A 24228-nucleotide genomic window follows, 5' to 3' on the forward strand; every position below is an offset into this window, starting at 1 on the left:
TTCTATCTAAACGTTATGAATAAGGCAGGGGGGTAACCCCCTGATTCATATTATGAGTAACACAACTTCAACGGTATTGGCCTTATTGATCTTGGTTGGCTTTGTTCTCCCGACTCGCTGTTTTGCTGCCAGTATCCCATTAACGGGAGTGGTGCCTGGTATGGGGACATACGCTAAGCCGATTCAAAGTATTCGTGAGCGCAAGTTTGAATATGTTATTGAACAAAAAACGGATTTTTCATGTGGCGCTGCGAGTTTAGCGAGTTTGTTAAAGTTTGCTTATGATCGCCATGACATTAATGAACAAAAAGTACTTCTGGGCATGTTAGAACATGCCGATTTAAGTTTGGTAAAAGAGCAAGGTTTTTCACTGCTTAACATGAAGCATTATCTGCAATCCCAAGGGTTAAGAGGGCGCGGCTATAAAGTCGGTGAAGCGGAGATGTCGTTGTTAAAAATCCCTGCAATTGTCCTGCTCAATGATGGGGGCTACAGCCACTTTGTGGTGTTTCGTCGCCATGATGACGGCGAGGTGTATTTAGGTGATCCCGCGCTGGGTAATCGGATTATGAGCATGGATGAGTTTAAGCAAAAATGGAATGGCGTGGTGTTTGTGGTGATAGGCCAAGATTATCGACGTGATAATCCATTGTTACACCCTCGAGCAAAACTGACATTCAGAGCGCTGGATCCGCTTTCACCTATGACCGATGCACAGTTACTCGAGTTTGGTTTTTCGCATTCAGATATGCTTTAAGGAGGAAGGTATGAAACTAAGCATGATGCTATTACTGACTATTGCTTCGCCAGCTATGGCCAGTTCACCTTCATTGACGGTATTTCAACACAGCCAAGTGTTAACCGATTTTGAATTAGACTCAATGAAAGGTAAATACACGAATAATGGCCAAGATTATTATTTTGGCTTACAAATGCAAACTCAGTTTATTCAAGATAATGGCGTTCAGCAGCAAGTGGGAATGCAAATTGAGGTGAGCCAAGTCAATAACCTACCATCAATCAATATTACCGTTAGCGATCCTCATGCCGTAGATAGCCAACAAGATTTTCAGCTCGATTCGTTAGGGCAATCAGCAGGTTTACAGCAACGCATTCAAATTGCGGGCAGCGACAATCTAGCGGTAAATGAGTTAGACATGGCTCAGGGACGATTAACACCGCTGCCACTGGGGATTCAGGTGTCTGTTGGTACCACGCTGGTTAGCCAAAATGGCAACACGACATTTTCTGTCAATGGCAATACCTTGGGTTATCAAGTTGAACTGGCATCGGGTAGTGCAACTCAAGGCATGAGCTATCAAAATGGCAATGGCCAGTTGGTGCAAAGCATTTTTATTGACGGACTCAGTCATGGTGTCATAAATCAGTCTACACTGAGGTATGACGGTATGCCTGTGGGACCAATAGAATCCAATATACTTGGTAGGCAAATCAGTGATTTAACTGCTTTCGGATTTTAATTCATTTTGTACAAGCCAAGGATGTATTTATGAATAAGAAATGGACCTCAGCTGTCGCAGTGGTATTGCCAAGTTTGTTAGCAATACCCGCGTACGCTGCAGACACTCATTCCCAAGTCTCCTCCGCTGCCACGCTATCTGAGCAAGACATTGCCGAACTTAAGCAGAAGCTGATCCAGTTGAATCAGCAAATTAAACTACAACAACAAACGATTAACCAGATGGCCCAGCAGGTTCTTAAACAAGAAGCATTAATAAGGCAGACTACTACGCCTACATCAAGCCAACAAACCGCTCCGCCGCAAGTTGCGCAACGACCACAAACTGAAAACACTCAACAAGCCTCAACAACACAAAACAGTGCTGAACGAAAAAAAGCACCAGACAGAGCAAGAAGTACTGATGACGTACTGCAAGAAGCCCATAATGTCTTTACCCGTAAGTTTACCGTTGAGCCGTCATTTACTTACAGTTATTACAGCCGTAAAGATCTTATTCTCAGAGGTTTTTTAGCCCTGGATGCGATTTTTTTGGGTAATTTAAATTTAGATCGCATTCGAACTAACACCACTCAATTTGATCTTACTACGCGTTATACATTAAATGATTATTGGCAATTCGAAATAGGCTTGCCCTACCTGTATCGCTGGAGTCAATATGATTCCGTTGGGGAAGGAAATTCTAGTCAACGTTATGAAACAGCAAAAATCAGTGGTGGCCAAATAGGTGATATGACCGCAGCCGTTTATTATCGCTTAAATACCGAATCCTATGATTGGCCTGATTGGGTGTGGAACGTCAAGGTTCGCGCCCCGACGGGAAGAGATCCATTTGGTATCGCACTGGAGACATCTGACACAGGTAATTTAACCTACCCGACTGAAATGGCATCGGGCTCGGGTGTGTGGAGTGTGTCTACCGGCTTTAGCCTAGCCAAAACTTTTGATCCGGCTATCGTCTTTTTTAACGTTAATTATGGCGCAAGTTTTAAAGAAAAATTTGATGATCTTTCTGGCGCAGCAGGCAAAAGCCCTGGCGAAATTGACCTGGGTAACTACTTTGATTACAGCTTAGGCTTAGCATTTGCCGTGTCTGAACGCATGAGTTTAAGCATGAGCTTTAATCAACGTTTTTACAGCAAAACGAAGCAAAGGCCTGAAGGCGGAGAATGGGAAAAAATCCCTCGAACAGACACGAACACCGCCAGTTTAGGTATTGGTGCAACATTAGCTTTGTCACCTAATTTGTCAATGGTGACCTCCATTGGTGCAGGTCTTACGGAAGACTCTCCAGACTATCAAATTAGTTTACGCTTTCCTTACCGTTTCTAGTCGCTGTTGTGCTTTGCTGGTTGAATTTTGTCTGAGTTAACAAGGTTTTTAGCCGAACCTTTCAGGCAGATTTTGTTGGCCATTTTTACTGCGTTATCGACTTTTTATGTAGAATAACGACACCTCAAGGTGTCTGCCGCGCACGTGTTTATGAGTCATGGCCAACAATTGGCTGCAAAAACCTTGAAAGATCAACCGACCCTAATTGATGCCCTCTAGCAGTAATATGGTGTGAGCTGTGCGAGGGCATAGCCCTGTGTTATCCCATCATCGAGTGCAACGATTCTTGGCTGGTATAGCGTTTTGTGAAAAAGTCTAAAAATGCGCTAATGTTTGTGGCAAGTTGACGTCTACTTGAATATACCCCATAGACTTTAAATGACTCCATTGGCCAGTCTTGTAAAATAGGTACAAGACTTCCTGATGCTAACTCTTGCTTACAGCTGGTGTTAGACAACATCGCTATGCCAAAATCATCGAGTGCCAATCGTTTTACCATACTGGCACTGTTTACTCGTACTTTACGTTTAAACGTAGCCATCATTTTACGATTCCCTTTGCCAAGTGGCCAAATGGGGGCAGACAAGGTGGTTCCCAACAATATACCGTCATGTTGAGCCAGTTCTTGTGGTGTCGCAGGGGTGTTATATTTTTTTATATAACCCGGGCTTGCGACTAAAATAGGTTGGCGCTCAAACAATAATCTGGCGACCAAATCTGATGATTGTAGGGGACCATATTTTATGGCGATATCGTAACCTTCACCCACGAGTCCTACATCGTTGTCGGTAAATTGAATGTCGAGTTCAATATTAGGGTATAGGCGCATAAAGCTGGAGCATAAATGACCAATGACGTCTTGGGAAAATGACACCGGAATGGCAATGCGTAATGAACCTGAAATATCAGTATGGGTATTCTCTATTATGGCTTTAGCGGCTTCAATTTCGTGACTAATAGAATCACAGTGCTGAAAAAACAATGCGCCAACTTGCGTTAGGCTTAAATTTCGGGTGTCTCGTTGTAATAATCGCACCCCAAGTTGCTCTTCTAATTGGGCAACTTTACGACTAATTGTTGATTTAGGTTGTCCGATGTCTCGTGCAGCTTGAGAGAAGCCTTTGGCTCTTACAACCGCTGCAAACAGCATCATACCGTTCAAATCGGGCATTTTAGTCTCACTGTCTCATTAATGGAACAAAGCGTCCATGGTAGTTTATATGGTAATTTGCCCACTAACAAAGTTATATTTACGAGCTATAAAAATTTCAGAGGCTATATAAGCAGAGGATCTAAGGATGACCAGCAAAAAGCAGCCCGCTAACAAAACTCAAGCACTATCGGCTGACCCACTTTTCTTACAAGCTGAACACTTGGCTAAAGATTTTTCATTATTTCCTGCTCATAACAAGCAGAGTTTATCTGAAGAGGTCAAAGGGCTATTAAGTGAAGACGCGATTCAAGCAAATTTAAAAAGTTTGGCGTCTTTGGATGTTGACGGTTATGTGGCTAAAGTAATTCAGCCAACATTAGATAAAAACCGCCATGGCGCGAAGCGTATGATTGCAGACTTAAAAGGCAAAATGATTGCTGAAAGTCATGCAGGTCCGTTTTATCGTGCTGAGGTTGAACTTAATTTTGGCACGCGTACTCGCCGTATTGGTTTTATTGCTCAAGAGCGTACAACCGCCAATGGTGCGTGGATGCCTGAGCATCATCTTGCTGCGTGTAAAGCGATCCGTCACTTTGCCCAGTTGTCTATGCCTATAGTGTACTTAATTGACACACCGGGCGCCGATGCCGGGGAAGTTGCTAACAGCCAAAACCAAGCTCATTCTATTTCTAAAGCCATCGCTGAAAGTGCCAACGTTGACGTGCCAACCGTGGGTATTGTTATTGGTGCGGGCTATTCAGGTGGTGCTATCCCACTTGCTGCGGCTAACATTTTATTGTCGGTTCGTGATGGTATTTTCAACACGATTCAGCCACAAGGTTTGCAAAGCATTGCGCGTAAGTACAACTTGTCATGGCAAGAGTGTGCTAAGTCTGTAGGGGTATCGCCAGAAGAGCTTTACACCTCTGGCTGTATTGACGGCATTATTGATTTTTCTCCGTCAGACAAAGACGAACGTCAGCACAATTTACGCCGCGCCATTATTAGTTCAATAGAAGCGGTTGAACGTGCTGCAATCAACTTTGTGCGCGACTCAAGCGACTTAAAAGAGCATTATGAACGCAGTTTACAGCGTTTTTTAACCCCTTCTAAAAACTTACTTACCTTAGAAAATAATACGGGTTTGTCGGTCGCAAGCGACCCGACGATGTACCACAATATTTTTGGTAGTGCTTATCGTTATTTACGTTACTTGACCCTGCGCAGTCGGATCCACTCGATTTCGCAAGAGCAATATGGCCGACTATCAAAAGTCAGTGTGCCTGAAGGTGACTTGTTAGAGCGTATTAAGCAAGAGCAGGAGCGGGTATTCCAGGCATGGTTAACGAACCCTGACAAATTGGTTTACGACGAAGAACTTAATAAGCTTTGGGCTACCTTTAGTACCAAACGTGGTGAAATTTCAACTGAACGTAATATGATTACGCGCTTTATTTTGGGTGAGCCAAAAGAAAACTACAAAAAAGCACGTAAAGCATTGTTATTTAACATTGGTTGGTCTTTGTATCACCGCTGGAAAAGTAACGCTGCTAACAACTTCAATGGCTTAATTAAACATTTAGAGTCGTTACCAAAGTCGGCGACTCAAGCACCATGGCCTGAGCTAAATCAACTGACGGTACTGGATATCGTTGTTAACGATGAATTGCGTGAAGATTTTATTTGGCAATGTCATAACGTGCTTATCTTTAACGCGTTATACGACAACGTAGTGGGCAGCCTAGCGTCGATTTCGAAAGAAGCGATGATGTCTAAAAGCTTGTCACGTGCATCGGTTGACAAATTATTGCACAAGTCTATCGACAATGCGTTATCGACTAACGACAAAGCTAACGACAAGAATAAGTTCTATAAGTGGCTTAAATACTTCATGGATCAGTCTAACCGTGCTGAGTTGCTAACACGTGTTGAACAATGGAAGAGCGTGGGTTTCCCACAGTTAAACGATTCATTATTCGTAATCTTGACTTACTTTTTCGAACGCTTATTACCTGAGTATTTTGACAGTGAAGAAGATCACGACAAATACACAGGCACCATTAACCCTGTGCGTATTGGTCGTCGTAAGGATTTCTGGAACCGCTTAACTATGGGTTACCAAGACTTACTGATCCAAAAAGTGCTTCGCGAAGAGAAAAAGCAAGGCAAAATGGGCTGGGAAAATGTCATCAAACATTTCTTTACGAAGTTTGATGAAATTGACGCCGACAAAATGTCAGCCAACTTGCTTAACTTCCCTGGTTTCCGTTTATCAATTGAAGATGCCATTGATAAAAAAATCCGTCCTTGCGGTTTAATAACCGGCTTAGCTGACTTTAACAACAACGGTGCTAAGTTACGTGTGGGGGTTGCGGTATCAAACACGGCTTTCCAAGCGGGTGCATTTGATATGGCCAGTGCTGAGAAATTCAGTGCGCTACTAATTGAGTGTGCTAAGCGCAAATTACCGGTTATTTGTTTTATTAGCTCCGGCGGTATGCAGACCAAAGAAGGCGCTGCTGCACTGTTTTCTATGGCTGTAGTAAACGACCGTATTACGCGCTTTATACGTGATAATGAATTGCCAGTATTGATGTTTGGCTTTGGTGACTGTACCGGTGGTGCACAGGCAAGTTTTGTGACTCACCCATTGGTGCAAACTTATTACTTGTCTGGCACTAACATGCCGTTTGCAGGGCAAATGGTAGTACCAGCTTATTTACCGTCAACAGCAACTTTATCTAACTATTTATCAAAAGTGCCGGGTGCGATGACTGGGTTGGTGCATAATCCATTTAGCGAAACACTAGATGCCCAGTTATCTGGTATTGACCCGTTAATGCCGTTACCAACTGCTAAAATTGAAGATGTTATCAGTAAGGCATTATCTTCACTTGTGCCAGAAGTCACCGAAGTGGTTGAAGAGATTGTACAAGACGATCCACGTGCCCTAATGAAGCCAATCGCGAAAGTGTTGGTGCATGCTCGTGGTTGTACAGCGGTTAAATTGATCCGTAAAGCACACGACAACAATATTAATGTTGTTTTAGTGGCATCTGATCCAGATATGACCTCTGTGCCCGCTGATATGCTTAAAGAAAACGATAAATTGGTGTGTATTGGTGGTAACACCTCAGATGAAAGTTACCTTAATGCTTACTCAGTATTAAAAGTGGCTGAATATGAAGATGTAGACGCATTACACCCAGGTATTGGCTTCTTATCAGAAAGCCCACAATTTGCTGCCTTATGTGTTAATAATGGCGTTAACTTTGTTGGCCCAAGCGTGCACTCAATGACGACCATGGGTAACAAGTCTAATGCTATCCATACTTCGCAAGCTCACAATGTACCGGTTGTACCAGGTAGCCATGGTATTTTGAGCAACGCAGAGCAAGCGGTTAATGTAGCTTCTGAGATTGGCTATCCCGTGCTGCTAAAAGCGGTACAAGGTGGTGGCGGTAAAGGTATTCAGGTAGTTAAACGCCCTGAAGACATGATTGGTTTGTTCCAAAAAACCTCTACCGAAGCAGCTGCAGCATTTGGTAACGGCGACCTGTACCTAGAGAAATACGTGACTTCTTTACGTCATATCGAAGTGCAATTGCTACGAGATAAGTTTGGCAATACCAAAGTATTGGGTATTCGTGACTGTTCGGTACAGCGTAACAACCAGAAAGTGATTGAAGAGTCTGGTTCTACAATGCTACCTGAAGAGCTTAAGCAACGTGTGATGGAGTATACTCGTGCGCTAGGTGATGCAACCGATTATATGGGCGCGGGTACGGTTGAGTTTATTTATAACCTTGATGCAAATGAAGTCTACTTCATGGAAATGAACACTCGCTTGCAAGTAGAGCATCCGGTAACAGAAGCCACTTCAGGTATCGATATTGTAAGTGCTCAGTTTGATATAGCTGCAGGACGTTCAATTGAGAAGCTAGAACCAGTGGAACAAGGTTATGCAATGGAAGTGCGTGTTACTGCCGAAAAAGCAGCCTTAGACAGTCACGGCATTCTGCAGTTAATCCCTAACCCAGGTAAAATTACTGAGTGTGTATTACCGCAGCGTGATGATGTTGAAATTATTTCGATAGCTGAGTCAGGTAAAGAAGTGTCGCCATATTACGACAGCTTAATTGCCCAAATCATTATCCGTGGTAAAGATCGTGCTGATGTGGTTGCTAAGATGTACGCCTATTTAGATAGCGTAGTGATTAAAGGCATTGCGACTAACATTCCGCTGTTGAAACAGATCCTTAAAGATCCAACGTTCAACGAAGGTGTGTATGACACTAACTACTTACCACGCTTAATGGCCGAGCTAGACATTCCAGCATTAATTGCTGAAATGGAAGCCGCGGCTGAAGCAATACCTGTCGATACTGAATCGTTACGTGTAGGTGAGAGTAACGAGCTTAAAGTATTGGCACAAGGAGCGGGTATTTTCTATACCTCACCGGCACCAGGTGAAGCTGATTTTGTTAAAGAAGGCGACATTGTGACAGTTGAGCAAACCTTAGCGCTGACAGAAGCGATGAAGATGTTCTCGCAGGTCACGTTAGCCGGCTTTAACCGTCAAACCGGTGTACTTTATCCAGAAGATAAAAAGTATCGAATTGAGCGTATTCTTAATAGTAACGGCCAACAAGTTTCACAAGGTGATTTACTGTTTGTAATATCCCCTGTCGAGGCTTAACGAAACCTTGTTAAGAGCTAAATAACATACCCGCCAATTGGCGGGTATTTTTTTGTCTCGGTTTTCTTGGTATGGACTACACTTTTGTGAGGATTGGTATAAATCGATTGTCCAACTATCAGTTTGATATAAATATCATTGAGTATCAGCATTGTTTAATAGCAAGGGAATGACATTACTTGGCTCATTGCAAATAGTTGTACTTATTTGCATTGTTTATGGGCTAGCCTCGGGCGCTTTTGCTTATGCACCAGCGGCTAATTCGGCTACTTTGAAAGAGGACCATGTGATCCGTTATTGCGTCGATCCTGATTGGTTGCCTTACGAGGCAATAATTGACGGGCGCCATACCGGAATATCGTCTGATTATTTAAGCTTACTGACAAAATATACCGATTTGAGTTTTGTGTTGGTCCCAACGTCATCTTGGCGACAGAGTTTAGCGTTACTGCAACAAGGTGAATGCGAGTTAACTCCAATGCTGAATCAAACGCCAAAACGTGATCGGTATTTGTTATTTAGCGATGTCTTTTTTAAATCTCCGAATGTCCTTGTGTCACTGAAAACAGAGCCCTTTTTACAAGGTTTTGAACATATTGGTCAGCGATCGCTTGCCATTCCTAGTGATTACCGGTTAGTTGAGTATATTCAGCAGTATTACCCTAGTATCGATACCGTGTTAACCCAAAGTGAGCGTGAAGGCTTGCAAAAAGTGGCTAAAGGCGAAGTCGATGTATTTGTTGGCTCAATGTTTTCAGTCAATGCTTACATTCAGCAACAAGGGTTAACCTCATTAAAAATTGCGGGCTGGGGGGGACCAGAAGACGAACTACGTCTTGGCGTTATACATTCTAAGCAAGGGTTGCTTAAAAAGATAAATGAAGGCTTAGCCAACATCACCCATGGCGAACATATTTCGATTTATAAAAAATGGCACAACATCACAGTGGTAGAAGACATTGATTACAGTGTGGTCTATCAGGTACTCGCTGCTCTAGGTGGATTCATCCTGTTTTTATTGTATCGCACGATCTGCATGGCTAAGTATAACCACCACCTCAGTGCAAAAAATAAAACACTGCAAAAATTGCAACATGAACTTGAGCAAAAAAATAGTGATCTGGATTTTTTGGCTCAGCACGATCCATTAACGAAGTTATACAACCGTCATTACTTTAACCAAACCTTTTTGAATGACGAACGGGCATATCGTAAGGATTGTGTCAGCTTAATCATTATTGATATCGATTTTTTCAAAGCGATTAACGATATGTACGGACATGCGATTGGCGATAAAGTACTGGTGCAGGTTGCACAAGTGCTTCAAGCATCTGTGCGTGACGGTGATGTTGTTGCCCGCTGGGGCGGTGAAGAGTTTGTGATTGTCTGTAAACATCTTGATTTACAAGGCGCGGCAGATCTGAGCCAGCGCATTGCAAAAGAGCTGACTCAGTTTTCGTTCCAGAACAATATTAAAGTCACGTGCAGCTTTGGTGTGGCACAACTTGGCGAAACTGAAACCATTCAAACCTGCTTTGAGCGCGCTGATAGTGCTTTATTTAAGGCTAAGCAATCGGGTCGTAATACCTACTGCTGTGCTTAGCCCAGCGATGTATAATACCATTTCCATTAATTATGTGACCAATCAGAGCCACTCAGACTTTTCAGTTTGAGGCGCATTGTTGAAAGAATGGTTATTCCCTTTTAAGGCGATGCAACAAAGAAATGGACAGTCTGAGTGGCTCCTACAAGGCGGGTTTCTGTGCCTTCTATACTGCTTAATAGCATTTTGACGTAAGACTGCATGGACGCAGGAGGCAGAACAACGCAGGAGCAGTTGTCGACGACTGCATGGACGCAGGAGGTAGAACAACGCAGGAGCAGTTGTCGAGAGCAACTATGCCTACAATCCTATTACTTGCCTAGAAGACACAGAATTCCCGCTGAATGACCAGATAATTGCTGGAATTGGTATAATTACGTTTGCTTTTAGGTTGGGATTTCAGTGCTGGTAGACCTCATTGGTCAGTACTGTTTAGCCAGCTACTCCGACGGTGTTGTAAGTTTATGTAGACAACACCATTATGCGGGTAAAAACCTTAGCACATTAGTGTCGGTGATTTTACCTGGCAATGTTACGATGGCATTTGCTTGTGATGATTTGAGCCATCGTTGATAAATTGATGAAATATCAGTTATACCCGTCCTCATTCATCATATTTAAGTGTTCTTAATCGACGATGATCGTGCGTTAATTCAAATAAAGTGCGCTTATTGACGTGTATTTTGAATCGAAAAGACATAATTCTTATTTTTTATCGTGAAATCTGCTTTGGTTAAAAAATAATCTATTATTTTTAATCTATTGTTTTATAGTAACTAACTAGTATTTTTTGATGTTTTTTTTGCTAAAAACAAATAAATATTGCAACAGCCATTTGCGCCCAGCAAGGTTCCAATTTACAATATGCGCCTTAATAACCTGATGTGCGGTGTGTCGGTTCCTTTTCGCATGCTCCGTCTACTTCTTAAACTAATCATTAAAGTTGAATCATGACCGAATTATCCAAATACAGAAACATTGGTATCTTCGCTCACGTTGACGCGGGTAAAACCACGACCACCGAGCGTATTCTTAAGCTAACCGGTAGGATCCATAAGATCGGTGAAGTACATGATGGTGAATCAACCACAGACTTCATGGAACAGGAAGCTGAGCGCGGTATTACCATTCAGTCAGCAGCAGTAAGCTGTTTCTGGAAAGACCACCGTTTCAACGTTATCGACACCCCAGGCCACGTTGACTTCACAGTTGAAGTATATCGTTCGCTTAAAGTGCTTGACGGTGGTATCGGTGTATTCTGTGGTTCAGGCGGCGTTGAGCCTCAGTCTGAAACTAACTGGCGTTATGCTAACGATTCAGAAGTTGCGCGTATCATCTTCGTAAACAAGTTAGACCGTATGGGTGCTGACTTCTTACGTGTTGTTAAGCAAACTAAAGACGTATTAGCGGCTAACCCATTGGTTATGGTTCTACCAATTGGTATTGAAGATCAATTTACTGGTGTTGTTGATCTATTAACTCGTAAAGCACACGTATGGGATGACTCTGGTTTACCAGAAAACTTCGAAATTCAAGACGTGCCAGCTGACATGGTTGACATGGTTGAAGAATACCGTGAAATGTTAATCGAATCTGCCGTAGAAATGGACGACGATTTAATGGAAGCTTACATGGAAGGTACTGAGCCTTCTATCGAAGACATTAAGCGTTGTATCCGTGCCGGTACTCGTACTATGCACTTCTTCCCAACATACTGTGGTTCTGCCTTCAAAAACAAAGGTATGCAGTTATTACTAGACGCAGTTGTTGATTACCTACCAGACCCAGTTGAAGTTGATCCACAACCATTAACTGACGAAGAAGGTAACGAAACTGGTGAATTCGCAATCGTTGATGCAGACGCGCCATTAAAAGCGTTAGCGTTCAAGATTATGGATGACCGTTTTGGTGCATTAACATTCGTACGTATCTACTCAGGCCGTATCAAGAAGGGTGACACCATCCTTAACTCTGCTACTGGCAAAACTGAGCGTGTTGGCCGTATGGTTGAGATGCAAGCCAACGAACGTAACGAACTTGAATCAGCACAAGCTGGTGACATTATCGCTATCGTTGGTATGAAAAACGTACAAACTGGTCACACTTTATGTGATGTTAAACACCCATGTACGCTTGAAGCCATGGTGTTCCCAGAGCCAGTTATCTCTATCGCTGTAGCGCCAAAAGATAAAGGCGGCAGTGAGAAAATGGGTATCGCTATCGGTAAAATGATTGCAGAAGATCCATCTTTCCGCGTAGAAACTGACGAAGATTCAGGCGAAACCATCCTTAAAGGTATGGGTGAGCTTCACTTAGACATTAAAGTAGACATCCTTAAGCGTACTTACGGTGTTGAACTAATTGTTGGTGAGCCACAAGTTGCTTACCGTGAAACTATCACTGCTGAAGTTGAAGATAGTTACACGCATAAGAAGCAGTCTGGTGGTTCTGGTCAGTTCGGTAAGATCGACTATAAAATCCGTCCAGGTGAAGCAAACACTGGTTTCGTGTTCAAATCATCAGTTGTTGGTGGTAACGTACCTAAAGAATTCTGGCCAGCGGTTCAGAAAGGTTTTGGTAGCATGATGAACACAGGTACTATCGCTGGCTTCCCAGTGTTAGACGTTGAATTCGAACTTACAGATGGTGCTTTCCACGCAGTTGACTCGTCAGCTATCGCGTTCGAAATCGCTGCAAAAGGCGCATTCCGTCAGTCTATCGCTAAAGCTAAGCCGCAACTTCTTGAGCCTATCATGAAAGTTGACGTGTTCAGCCCAGATGACAACGTTGGTGACGTAATTGGTGACTTAAACCGTCGTCGCGGTATGATCAAAGATCAAAACGCTGGTGTTACTGGTGTTCGTATCAAGGCTGACGTACCGTTATCAGAAATGTTCGGTTATATCGGTTCATTACGTACTATGACTTCAGGCCGTGGTCAGTTCTCTATGGAGTTCTCACACTACAGCCCATGTCCTAACAGCGTTTCTGAGAAAGTTGTTGCTCAGGTTAAAGAACGTAAAGCTGCAGAAGCTAAGAAGTAATTCTTACCTTTTCGCTAATAATAAACCGCTGCTTATGCAGCGGTTTTTTTATGCCTGCTATTTAGCGCTATCGTAAAATCAATGATGTTAACACCTTGCGCATTAATAAGTGACCACTCAGAATGCGTCCAGCGGTGTTAGATTAAGGCGTCGCGATACAGTCATTCGCCTTGTTTAAGCCCTTTTAAATTCTCGAAAACAGATTACTTACTCACGCGCAATGGTATAACCAGTAAGCATGATCACATCATTTTGCTGATGGGTATTAAATAAATCATAGAGATAAAAAAGCCGCTTGTGGTGTAAGCGGCAAAGTCAGTATCGGGGGGATATTAACTAATTAAAGGTATTCTCAACCAGTTGCTGCTTGTTTTCAGCTTGTGGTACATGGCATTGATCGCAAAAGTAATACATGCCATTTACTGTCCCTTTATCGTCTATCACATGTGATTTATCGACAGGCGTTGCTTTCATGCGTTTGGCTTTATCCCAGCTGTGACAAGTTAAACAGCCATTTTTATCCGCACTAATTGAGTAAGTGGCTTTGTGCGGAATAATCGGTGGCTGATGCACAAATGTGCGTTCAATTGATTTACCACGAGTTGGATACACTGGCATTTCATCAGCGGGTCTCACGTCTGTTACTTGCGTGTCACCTGCCAGTGACGACAGTTTTACCGTTTCAGGATTAGCATGTGCTTGCTGGCCTGAGTAAGTGCTAATCGCGAGCATTACCGCTGCTAAAGTGATTAATTTTTTCATAGCTGGCTCTCCACCTTAAGAGGAATTCTGTTCGAATATTTAGAATTAAATCGGTTTTCATATTGGAATACGCGCGGTGCACAAACATCAATACAGCGACCACAAAGGGTACAGTCACTGTCGAGTATAAGCGGTTGAGTACTGCCTTTTTTGAGCACGGGTTTTAACACCTGACGCTCAGGGCAAACAGTAAAACAGTCCATACAGTTATTGCATGCATTGGCCCGAACAGCAGCAATTTTTATGGGACTCATTTTACCGACCAATGAAAATAACGCGCCTGTTGGACACAAATGGCTACACCATGCTCGCTCAACGACAAAGGTGTCGAGCAAAAAAATCACAGCCAATAGCCACAATCCACCGCTTGCGCCAAACAATAACGCGCGGTAAACAATGGGGACTGGGTTTACCCACTCCCATACGGCAAGGCCGGTGAGAATAGGTAATATCAATACAAGTATTAGCATGTAATAGCGCCAGTTTTGCGCTATTTCGCTAGTGCGAGGCAGAGATAATGCTCGCCTTATCCAACTTGCCAAATCTGTGATGATATTGACTGGACATACCCAGCTGCAAAATACTCGTCCTCCAAGTAGGGCATAAATGCCGACTACAATGATGGCGCCGAGTAATAAGCTTAATTCTGGCCAGTGGCCACTCATAAGCACTTGCATTGTGGCTAGTGGGTCACTTAATGGAATGGTGTCCAGTAATATGCTGCTTGAGAGGTTTCCCTTAAATAGCCAAAGGCCAAAAAGTGGACCTGTAGCAAATAAACTCAGCACACTCAACTGTGACAATCTGCGTAAAATCAGCAAGCGGTGCGATCGCCACCACCCCAATTCATTCTGCGCAGATTGGCCAGTGTGTGCTGTGTGTTCAGAGGTTGAGCGATGTGTACTATTCATAGCGTCAACCCCTTGTTTAGCATCTCAAGTGTGGTTTCTTCGGTGTGTTGATAAGTGTCGTGGGCAGCAGATTTACCCAATGCAATATGGCTTGGTAATACTTTTATCACTGCTTGTTCTGTAACACATGCATGTTCACATTTACCACATCCTGTGCAAATTTCAGGGTTGATGGTAGGTAAAAACATGGCATGGTGGCCGCTTTTTTCATTACGTTGCAGTTCAAGCTTGATCGCTTTGTCGATTAGCGGGCAAACCCGGTAACAAACATCGCATCGTAAACCTCTATAGTTAAGACAGTTTTTCTCATCTATTAATACTGCTATACCCATTTTTGCATCGTCGATATGTTCTAGGCTGTGATCGAGCGAGCCACTTGGGCAGGCTTTAACACAAGGAATATCGTCACACATTTCACAAGGTATATTGCGTGCAGTAAAGTAAGGTGTGCCCGTTGCTGCACCGTCAAACCAGTGAGCCAGTTTAAGGGTGTCGTAGGGGCAAGCCTCTACACACAAGCCGCAGCGAATACAGGCAGAGAGAAAATCGTCTTCAGCTAATGCACCAGGCGGGCGAATAGCAAATGGGTCAAGTTGGCGTGATTGGGTGGCAACAGTTGTTAGCCCCAAACCAGCCATACCCATAACACAACTGGCTTTCGCTGTTGTGGCAAGAAATTGTCTACGGTTAATTCCGTTGACTCTTGCGAATTTGCTATTAGCTTTACTCATAAAGTCGCTTTCCGTTTGTGCACCTAGGTATCGATTAGGCTTTCATGACTTTTACTGGACACTTTTTGAAGTCTGTCTCTTTTGACAGCGGATCAGTTGCATCGAGTAATAGCTTGTTGACCAATTGCCGCGCATCGAAAAATGGCATAAAGACTACACCTCTAGGTGGCTTGTTACGGCCTTTGGTTTCGACACGTGTTTTGACTTCACCACGAGGAGAGGCAACCACCACTTCGTCGCCGCGTTGCAAACCACGTGCTTTTGCATCTTCTGGGTGCATAAATATTTGCGCGTCAGAGTAAGCGCGTTGCAGCTCTGGTACGCGAGCCGTCATCGAGCCTGTGTGCCAATGTTCAAGTACACGGCCAGTTGACATCCAAAGATCGAATTCTTGGTTTGGTTCTTCTGCTGCAAGCTCATAAGGCAGTGCAAATATCACTGCTTTACCATCTGGTTTACCGTAAAAGTTAAACCCTTCACCAGCCTTCACATAAGGGTCGCTACCTTCAACAAAGCGGCGTAACGTTTCTTTACCGTTAATGACGGGCCATCGTAGACCACGGTTTTCATGGTAATTATCAAAAGCGTCTAAATCGTGGGCATGACCGCGACCAAATTGGGCGTATTCTTCAAAAATGCCTTTTTGCAGATAGAAGCCAAAGTGCTCACTTTCATCGTTGTAAGCGCCTTTGCATTGCTCTTTGGGGTATTTATTCACTTCTCCGTTGGCAAACAATATGTCAAATAGGGTTTTGTCCGCATATTCTGGTTGTTTAGCCACTAATTCAGCAGGCCATACTTCAGACACCTTAAAGCGTTTTGAGAACTCTACTAATTGCCATAAATCAGATTTAGCGCCTTCTGGGGCTTTTACCTGTTGATGCCACATGTGTGTACGGCGCTCTGCATTGCCGTATGCGCCTTCTTTTTCAACCCACATTGCGGTTGGTAAAATTAAGTCTGCCGCCATGGCGGTAACCGTTGGGTATGGATCTGACACTACGATAAAGTTTTCTGGATTACGAAATCCTGGGTAAATTTCATCATTGATATTGGGGCCTGCTTGCATGTTGTTGGTGCACATGGTCCAGTAACAATTCAGCTTGCCATCTTTTAACATACGGCTTTGGAGCACCGCGTGATATCCAGGTTGTGCAGGTATGGTGCCGGTTGGCACTTTCCATAATTTTTCAGTGATTTCACGGTGTTTGTCATTATTAACCACCATGTCTGCTGGTAGGCGGTGAGCAAATGTCCCTACTTCACGTGCGGTGCCACACGCTGATGGTTGGCCGGTCAGTGAGAATGGACTATTACCTGGCGTGGCAATTTTGCCGGTTAACAAGTGAATGTTGTAGAGCATATTATTAGCCCATACACCACGTACGTGTTGGTTAATACCCATGGTCCACAAACTCATGACTTTTTGCTTAGGATCTGCGTAAACTTTGGCAAGTGAAATCAGTTTTTCAACGGCAACCCCGCTCATTTTTGATGCGTATTCTGCGGTATAAGTGCTGACAAATTTAGCGTATTCTTCAAAGCTAATTGGCTTAGCGCCACCATCACCAGGGTTTTTGGCTTTCTTCTCTAGCGGATGATCTGGGCGTAAACCATAGCCGATGTCGGTTACGCCAAGGGCAAAGTTAGTATGTTTACTCACAAAATCTTTGTTTACTGCATTGTTTTGGATAATGTAATTAGCAATGAAGTTTAAAATCACAAGGTCAGTTTGTGGTTTAAAAATCATTGGGTTGTCAGCTAAATCGAAGCTGCGGTTTTCGTAAGTTGATAATACATGCACTTTGGCATCTTTATGGCTTAAGCGACGGTCAGTTAAGCGGGCCCATAAAATGGGGTGCATTTCTGCCATGTTAGCGCCCCAAAGCACAAAGTTGTCACCGGCTTCAATGTCGTCATAGCAGCCCATTGGCTCATCAATGCCAAAGGTTCGCATAAAACCACCTACCGCAGATGCCATGCAGTGGCGCGCGTTAGGGTCAATGTTATTGGTTAAAAAGCCAGCTTTATGTAATTTTGCCGCAGCGTAACCTTCCCATATTGTCCATTGGCCTGAGCCAAACATCCCAACCGAAGTTGGACCTTTTTTAGCTATGCTGGCTTTCCATTTTTCAGCCATGGTGTCTAAAGCGACATCCCAGCTTACTGGCGTAAACTCGCCTTCTTTATCGTATTTGCCATTTTTCATTCTCAGTAATGGCGAGGTGAGACGGTCTTTGCCGTACATGATTTTTGATAAAAAGTAGCCTTTAATACAGTTAAGGCCTTTATTAACAGGGCTTTCTGGATCGCCTTTAGTGGCAACTACTTTGCCATTTTTTGTGCCAACCAATACGCTACAGCCTACGCCACAAAAACGACATGGGGCTTTGTCCCATGTAATGTCTGTTTTGCCTTCGGCGGCGTGGACCATATTAATTGGAATAGCGATACCCACAGCCGACGCTGCTGCAGCAGCGGCGTTGGCTTTTAAAAACTCGCGACGGCTTATGCTCATGGTGTTCCTCACTCTTAGAATGTTGTTCTTGGTGCGTGATAGTCATTGGAGGTGACGTGATGAAAATAAGTCTAGACCTTACTATTAGTATGGGTATACCTCTGAATGGGTATAGTGGTTAATAGTTGTGCAAGGTCACATTTTTTCGCGTGATGTAAATCTCACTTTAACAATTAGGCAATTCCTGTTTTAGTCATTGCTTGTAAAGCCTGTCTAGTTTGATGTGTAGCCAATATGCATGGTTTTAAATCGTGACAGACAGTTGGGCTGATTTTATGCAGATGATGATAAGCAGTGGAGAGTGTAGCGTGTGCTCTTTAGAGGTATTAGTTGTAACCGGTAAGTTCCATATACCCTTTACCCTGATGAGTACCATCGATGGTGATGGGACCTTCCCAGTACGGGGTGGAAACCAACATATCACTATTGGGGTTGCTGGCTTGAGTGGTGATGTTTATTGCTTCACTGTTAATGCGAATACGCCATGCGATAGGATGTTTACCGAGAGCCGTTTGTTGCCACTGTGTTGGCTGCATTTCGATATCGTTTGGATTGTCACGACTATTGATATTACGGCCGCTACCGTTTGCATACATGCGTCTGGCGCTGTAGAAATGATCTTGCTCTGTTTTCCCCCGCAATCTAAACACCATTAAGGTTGAGTCGTCATTCAGCCGCAGTGAAAACCAGTCCCAGCCTTGTTGTGCTTTAGTGAGAAATTGCGAGCTCCATTCTCGGTCTAGCCATGCTTTACCGCTGACTTTTTCGGTCACCCCGTGCCGAGTGATCTCGCCAGTGACGTCAATAAAAGGTTGGCTGTAATAATAGGACGCGACCGCTTGATCAGCACTTTTACTGCTAAAGCCTTTATCACCTTGTAATTGCAGTGGTTGTTGGCTAGTCAATTGCAGTTGGTAGCGAAAGTTGTTGTGGTGTACTGACAATTGAGCGGGGAATAGCTCATTTGATTGACTTAACCACTGCCAATTTTGCAGGCGAACCTGAAAAGGCGATGGATTGACACTAGCCAATTTAGGGTGACCTCGAGACCATTTTTCAGCAATGAGGTGTTCATTTGGGGACGTTATCGCGGCATGGGCCATATAGAGTTGATTCGTCTTCCAGGCATTATCATTGGCGGTTTGTAGTACATCTGGCGGTGTCATTCCAATGCGAAATTGCGTCCACTGTACGCCAACATCTTCACCTTTTGCCGTGGTTAAATTAGCGGTTAAGTACCACCACTCAATTTTAAAATCATTGTGGGCAGAATGATCTTGTGGAAACTGTAAGGTTTTACCTTTGATTACCTCACTGTAACCATCAGACGATTGGGCTGACATAGTGCTAATTGTGTTGGTTTTTTTTGGGGGGGTATCTGCTTGCGTGCAGGCCAATAATAACAGTGACAAACCGATTATCACCAAGCCTTGTTTGTACACTTTGTTAGCTGTAAAAAGGATCATAGCACTTCCTGTTGTAAGCTTGATATCAGTGGTTTTCTTGTTTGCCAATAAAGCGGCAGGCAGACGGCTAACAAGCAACTCACCACCGCAATCACCACCACTTGTATATAGGCGGCCCAATCCCAAATCATTGCGATACTCCAGCCAAAAGCCTGTAACGTGACTTTATGAATAAGTAAATAACCCAGTAATGCACCTGTGGGTAAGGCCACTAAGCAGGTTAATATTACAATGAATAGCATTTGCACTATTACCATTATCCGCAACTGATTACGGCTAACCCCCAGTGCATACAAGCGTGCAAGTGGTGCTTGTCTTGCTTGGGTGAGCATTACGCAGGCACTGAATAAACCAATAGCCGCTACCAGCAAGGTTAAGCTATTAAGTACCACAGTAATGGAGAAGGTTTTATTAAATATGGTTATGGCTTCGGTCTTTATCCGCTGCTGACTGTACATGTAAGCAGATGACAAATTAAGTTGCTGGCTAATGTTATTTTGTAATGTGGTGAGTTCGCCTTGGTAGGTGACCGCTAAACTGATGGGTTTAGCTGGCAATGGAGATTGTTGCCATAAGGGCTGACTCATAATGACCTCACCTTTAGGATTGCCATAATCGTAATAAATCGCGCCAATCGTTAAGGTATGCTCTTTTAGCTGTGATAGTTCAACCTTATCGCCAAGGTTGAGATGATATTTTATCGATAATGGTTCGCTTATCATCACGCTTTGTCCGGCGGTAAATGTGGGCCAAAAATCATCGGTGGTCGTTTTAAATACTGTGGTATCGGTGAGTGAAATATGATCCCGACTCACCAGATGGACAGGGATAAGTGTTTGCGGTGTTTCAGCTCGATTTAACTGACTGTCAACGGTCCATTGTTCATAAACGGCATCGACTTTAGTGTCGTTAGCGAGCAGTAAAACCAACGCGTCGATTTGATTTGGATTGGGCCTGATATACAAATCTGCATGCAGGCGAGCATCGAGCCATTTTTTTAGGGTGACTTCAAAACTCCCAACTAAGGTATTCATGGCGATATTGGCACATAACGCCAGTAAAATGGCCATCATGGCGAGGGCAAGCGGGGCGATAATTTCTTTGGTTTCGGCAATCACATATTGCCATAACCCCTTGGGCATAAATGGTGTGAGAAAATTAACGACCCAGTGTAGACATTGGGGTAATAATAATGGAATTGCCACGACCAGAATACCGAGTAACGCTAAGCTATGGCGGTATTGTGTGGTTAAAGTAAATGCCAAGGTGCACAGTAATAGTAACAGCACTGCGATGACAAACTGGCGGCGATGAATGATATTAAATTGTTTATTTTGTGGTTTTTTTTGTGCACCTTGTGCAAGGGGGGTATTGACCAAGCTGATTAACATCGGAATGCAGGCCGCAAAGGCGGCTGATAACGTCAGTACAAGTGCTTGAACAAACCAGTGCCATTGCCAATTGCCGGGTAAGAGTTTGGCACCGTATAACTGCTCTAACGTGATCGCTACCATAGGTTGTAGCCACTGTGATAGTTGCAAGCCAACAATAAAGCCTAATACACAGCCAATAAACACTAAGAGAATGAGTTCAATACTGAGTGCCAGCATCACGCTATGGCGATCTAAACCTTGTTGCATAATTTGCACAAACAATTTTTGCCGCTTCATTAAGCTATAGCGCACGCCGTTATAGGCAATAAATAAGCCGACAACAAACGCAAGCATGCTCATGGCGTCGAGGTTTAAATGAAAACTCGCCGTGAGTGCATTAAGCGATTCACCTTCACTGGATTGGGTTGAAAAGTGTAATTGACTGGCGTCAATACCTGCTTGAGTTAAGGTATCAGTTAAACGAGCGATAAGTTGGTTATCGGTTTGTGCATTATCGGCGCTAAACACCGCAATGTAACTCAGTTTTCCTTGCATGTTTAGCAAGGGCTGGGCGAGCGAAATATCGGCCAGTAACGCAGAGCCTAACCCCCAGTGGTCATCAATAGTGATAATGTCTAAAGCTAGCTTGTTTAGGGTAATGGTTTGCGACTGGTTTGTGACTTTATTAATGCGATCGCGCTGGCTTTGTGACATTAAGACTTTTGCTTGACCGCTGAGTAACTCAGCCAGAGGAATGTTCACCGAAATCACCGAACCAGTTGATTGCGCATCCTGTTTAGCCCCATTACTGATAGCCGCAATAATATCGCTGCTGCTAAGGCGCCATAACCGGCCTTGCTCATCTGTTGCAATACCTTCAATACTTGCAATCGTGTCAAAGCCTGCATTGGCTAAAGCAAAATAAATAGATTCATCAATGGTGTCTTGGGTCTGATGCGAGAGGGTGAGCCTGGCTTGTTTGCTGAGTAACTCTGATACATTGCCATAGCTTTGTTTGGCATTTTCGTTGGTGGCATAAACCCCTATCAATAGCGTGACGGCTAACATGATGCCTAACAAAATGGCGCTGGCTTGTAACGGCGCGTGACGGTAATGACTTGCAAATAATCGCAAACATAACACTAGGCGGCTGGTGGTAGACGACAGGGACGTCATGGACTTACCCCCGAAGCTTTTTATCGATAGCATTGACTACAATTTGCTGGTTTTCAACATGCCAGCGCTGCTGCATAAACTGGGCACATTCTTCACTGTGAGTCACCATTAAAATACAACAATTAGCTTGTTTGGCTAGGTCTGTGAGTAATTGCATCACCTGCATGCCGGCGGACTGATCAAGGTTACCGGTGGGCTCGTCGGCTAAAATGAGTTGCGGTTTGTGTGCTAACGCACGAGCAATGGCGACTCGTTGTTGTTGGCCACCAGAAAGGTTTTCAACACTACGGTCTAGCAGGGAGGTTAATCCAAGATGGTGGCATAATTCGTCACACCATGGGTTCCATTTCAGTTGGTTGAGCGCTAATGAAAATTGAATATTGTCGCGGACATTAAGGGGAGTGAGTAAATTAAATTGCTGAAATATCACCCCAAGATTTTGACGTCGATATTGGCTCCAGTGCTTGTCTTGCCATTGATTTACTGAACACATTCGGTTGTTTTGATAGATGAACATATCGCCACTGTCGATAGTTTCAAAACCGCCAATAATATTCAACAATGTGCTTTTACCACTGCCACTAGGGCCTGTTAGCGCAATAGTGTGTCCTTGTTCAAGTGTTAAACTGACGTTATTCAATACACTATGGAATGACTCGCCATCACGAAACCCCTTGCTGATGCTATTTAAGGTCACAATGCTGGTCATAGTTGCTCCATAACAAATCAGTTCAATCAACAAGTCATATTAATGCAGCTATCAAAGTGACTTAATGTGATCATAATAACAACAATATACGTGATATTTTGCGTCAATGTTCAAAAATAAAAAAGCGAACCTAAGGCTCGCTTTAATCATTAACTATCTGAATTAATTAAGCATCGGCTAATGAATAGGGCAACTCGATGATTGAGAGTTGTGAGCTTTCATCGTCTGCAATACGCAGCTTGGCTGTGTTTTCAGTATCGTTAGCTAATACGGCGGTAAGCAAGACATGTTCTCCTTGCTGTACGCACTCAATAATATTTCCTCCGCGGCGAAAACCCTCTTCTAAGGCGATGTCTAATTGAGTTTCGGTGCTAATAGTTTGGCTGGTTGTGCCAGATAAAATATACAGGGCGCGTTTATTACCCCCGCGGTATTTCATTCTGGCAATGGTTTCCTGGCCCATGTAGCAGCCTTTGTTAAAGCTGATGCCGTCAATGGCTTGTAGATTGCACATTTGTGCGACGTACTGGCCTGAATGATTTGCATCAATATTGGGGTATCCGGCTTTAATCTCTAATGCTTGCCATGCGCTTGCCGTCACTAATGGTTGTTGTGCCGCCTTAACGAACGCAGCAGCGTTGTCGTTAGCCAACACGACAATATAACGCTCGCCGTCACGCAGCACAGCGCCACCGTCAATAAGGGTTAATGCCGCGTTGATTTCACCAAACTGCTGGGTCATCAATGCCTGTGCGTCATGGCCTGCCACACCGATTATGTGGTACTGGCTGCTTACATTCGTCAGTTCTGCTTTACTGAATACCGCATATTTTTTTAATTGTGGTAAGTCAATGTCGAGCGTCGATATGGGCATTAACATAAACAAGCTGTCTGCAATGGCAAAGGTGCGAAAACTGGCTAACATCTTGCCTTTAGGATCACAATGCGCGCCCCATTTCCACTGATCAGCATTTAATGAGGTGATGTCGGTGGTAACTTGGCCATGAATAAAGCTACGTCCCTGTTCACCGGTCACTTCAATTAACCCCATGTGAGATAAGCTCGATAACATTAATGCTGGCGTGGTGCTGATGAAGTCCCAATCTGGTTGGCTTGCTGAGATGGTCATAACGATCCTTAACGAAAGAATAAGACGATATGTACTGAAGTGTAACGGAATAATAGAGTGCTCAAAAGAGGGATTAAGGTTTTAAAGCCAATAAAAAAACCACCTTGTGGACAAGGTGGCTTTTTAGGCAACACAGTTAACC

General features: G+C 43.7%; 15 protein-coding genes. 6 read left to right on the forward strand and 9 right to left on the reverse strand.

Annotated features, from left to right (window positions below; translation table 11 throughout):
• Positions 1-52: 52 nt before the first annotated feature.
• From L2703_RS07565 to L2703_RS07575, 3 genes are read left to right on the forward strand one after another with little or no spacing between them, the layout of a single operon-like run.
• Positions 53-757, forward strand: a complete 705-nt coding sequence (locus tag L2703_RS07565; RefSeq protein ID WP_248970503.1) for a C39 family peptidase — start codon at positions 53-55, stop codon at positions 755-757.
• A gap of 10 nt (positions 758-767) precedes the next feature.
• On the forward strand, positions 768-1481 hold the full coding sequence (locus tag L2703_RS07570) for a hypothetical protein (RefSeq protein ID WP_248970504.1): 714 nt from the start codon (positions 768-770) through the stop codon (positions 1479-1481).
• Between the two features lie 29 nt (positions 1482-1510).
• Positions 1511-2812 carry a transporter gene (locus L2703_RS07575; protein WP_248970505.1) on the forward strand — a complete coding sequence of 434 codons (1302 nt, stop codon included), beginning with the start codon at positions 1511-1513 and terminating at the stop codon, positions 2810-2812.
• Positions 2813-3071: 259 nt separating this feature from the next.
• Here L2703_RS07575 and L2703_RS07580 read toward each other — a convergent pair whose 3' ends face one another.
• On the reverse strand, positions 3072-3983 hold the full coding sequence (locus tag L2703_RS07580; RefSeq protein WP_248970506.1) for a LysR family transcriptional regulator: 912 nt from the start codon (positions 3981-3983) through the stop codon (positions 3072-3074).
• 127 nt (positions 3984-4110) lie between these two features.
• On the opposite strand from L2703_RS07580, the gene L2703_RS07585 reads away from it, so the two are divergent.
• From L2703_RS07585 to fusA, 3 genes are all read left to right on the forward strand, one after another.
• Positions 4111-8664 (forward strand): ATP-binding protein, encoded by a 4554-nt coding sequence (locus L2703_RS07585; RefSeq protein ID WP_248970507.1) that lies wholly within the window; start codon positions 4111-4113, stop codon positions 8662-8664.
• 151 nt (positions 8665-8815) lie between these two features.
• Positions 8816-10267: a diguanylate cyclase gene (locus tag L2703_RS07590; RefSeq protein ID WP_248970508.1), complete on the forward strand. Its 1452-nt coding sequence runs from the start codon at positions 8816-8818 to the stop codon at positions 10265-10267.
• Between the two features lie 950 nt (positions 10268-11217).
• Complete coding sequence (gene fusA, locus L2703_RS07595) at positions 11218-13311, forward strand: elongation factor G (protein ID WP_248970509.1); 2094 nt, start codon at positions 11218-11220, stop codon at positions 13309-13311.
• A 336-nt stretch (positions 13312-13647) separates the two neighbouring features.
• Here the strand turns inward: fusA and L2703_RS07600 are convergent, their stop codons facing one another.
• The 8 genes from L2703_RS07600 to ygfZ all read right to left on the reverse strand — a co-directional run bounded on the left by L2703_RS07600 (position 13648) and on the right by ygfZ (position 24086).
• Positions 13648-14073, reverse strand: a complete 426-nt coding sequence (locus L2703_RS07600) for a nitrate reductase cytochrome c-type subunit (RefSeq protein WP_248970510.1) — start codon at positions 14071-14073, stop codon at positions 13648-13650.
• Positions 14070-14984 (reverse strand): quinol dehydrogenase ferredoxin subunit NapH, encoded by a 915-nt coding sequence (gene napH / locus L2703_RS07605; RefSeq protein ID WP_248970511.1) that lies wholly within the window; start codon positions 14982-14984, stop codon positions 14070-14072. Before napH ends, L2703_RS07600 begins: the two co-directional genes overlap by 4 nt.
• A complete protein-coding gene (gene napG, locus L2703_RS07610; protein ID WP_248970512.1) occupies positions 14981-15715 on the reverse strand; it encodes a ferredoxin-type protein NapG in 735 nt (244 codons plus the stop codon). The genes napH and napG overlap by 4 nt, the downstream gene beginning before the upstream one ends.
• A 34-nt stretch (positions 15716-15749) precedes the next feature.
• On the reverse strand, positions 15750-18233 hold the full coding sequence (gene napA / locus L2703_RS07615; RefSeq protein ID WP_248970513.1) for a nitrate reductase catalytic subunit NapA: 2484 nt from the start codon (positions 18231-18233) through the stop codon (positions 15750-15752).
• Between the two features lie 326 nt (positions 18234-18559).
• Positions 18560-19699: a lipocalin-like domain-containing protein gene (locus tag L2703_RS07620; protein WP_248970514.1), complete on the reverse strand. Its 1140-nt coding sequence runs from the start codon at positions 19697-19699 to the stop codon at positions 18560-18562.
• Positions 19696-22248: an ABC transporter permease gene (locus tag L2703_RS07625; RefSeq protein WP_248970515.1), complete on the reverse strand. Its 2553-nt coding sequence runs from the start codon at positions 22246-22248 to the stop codon at positions 19696-19698. The genes L2703_RS07620 and L2703_RS07625 overlap by 4 nt, the downstream gene beginning before the upstream one ends.
• A gap of 4 nt (positions 22249-22252) precedes the next feature.
• Positions 22253-22957 (reverse strand): ABC transporter ATP-binding protein, encoded by a 705-nt coding sequence (locus L2703_RS07630; protein ID WP_248970516.1) that lies wholly within the window; start codon positions 22955-22957, stop codon positions 22253-22255.
• A 166-nt stretch (positions 22958-23123) separates the two neighbouring features.
• Positions 23124-24086, reverse strand: a complete 963-nt coding sequence (gene ygfZ / locus L2703_RS07635; RefSeq protein ID WP_248970517.1) for a tRNA-modifying protein YgfZ — start codon at positions 24084-24086, stop codon at positions 23124-23126.
• Positions 24087-24228 lie beyond the last annotated feature (142 nt).

This window comes from Shewanella basaltis (assembly GCF_023283885.1).
Taxonomy (GTDB): domain Bacteria; phylum Pseudomonadota; class Gammaproteobacteria; order Enterobacterales; family Shewanellaceae; genus Shewanella; species Shewanella basaltis.

Excerpts from the sequence above, each read along its gene's own strand:
- L2703_RS07620 (WP_248970514.1), bottom strand. The coding sequence starts at position 19,699 with ATGATCCTTTTTACAGCTAACAAAGTGTACAAACAAGGCTTGGTGATA.
- L2703_RS07575 (WP_248970505.1), top strand. The coding sequence starts at position 1,511 with ATGAATAAGAAATGGACCTCAGCTGTCGCAGTGGTATTGCCAAGTTTG.
- L2703_RS07580 (WP_248970506.1), bottom strand. The coding sequence starts at position 3,983 with ATGCCCGATTTGAACGGTATGATGCTGTTTGCAGCGGTTGTAAGAGCC.
- L2703_RS07585 (WP_248970507.1), top strand. The coding sequence starts at position 4,111 with ATGACCAGCAAAAAGCAGCCCGCTAACAAAACTCAAGCACTATCGGCT.
- fusA (WP_248970509.1), top strand. The coding sequence starts at position 11,218 with ATGACCGAATTATCCAAATACAGAAACATTGGTATCTTCGCTCACGTT.
- napA (WP_248970513.1), bottom strand. The coding sequence starts at position 18,233 with ATGAGCATAAGCCGTCGCGAGTTTTTAAAAGCCAACGCCGCTGCTGCA.
- ygfZ (WP_248970517.1), bottom strand. The coding sequence starts at position 24,086 with ATGACCATCTCAGCAAGCCAACCAGATTGGGACTTCATCAGCACCACG.
- L2703_RS07630 (WP_248970516.1), bottom strand. The coding sequence starts at position 22,957 with ATGACCAGCATTGTGACCTTAAATAGCATCAGCAAGGGGTTTCGTGAT.
- L2703_RS07570 (WP_248970504.1), top strand. The coding sequence starts at position 768 with ATGAAACTAAGCATGATGCTATTACTGACTATTGCTTCGCCAGCTATG.
- napG (WP_248970512.1), bottom strand. The coding sequence starts at position 15,715 with ATGAGTAAAGCTAATAGCAAATTCGCAAGAGTCAACGGAATTAACCGT.
- L2703_RS07625 (WP_248970515.1), bottom strand. The coding sequence starts at position 22,248 with ATGACGTCCCTGTCGTCTACCACCAGCCGCCTAGTGTTATGTTTGCGA.
- L2703_RS07600 (WP_248970510.1), bottom strand. The coding sequence starts at position 14,073 with ATGAAAAAATTAATCACTTTAGCAGCGGTAATGCTCGCGATTAGCACT.
- napH (WP_248970511.1), bottom strand. The coding sequence starts at position 14,984 with ATGAATAGTACACATCGCTCAACCTCTGAACACACAGCACACACTGGC.
- L2703_RS07565 (WP_248970503.1), top strand. The coding sequence starts at position 53 with ATGAGTAACACAACTTCAACGGTATTGGCCTTATTGATCTTGGTTGGC.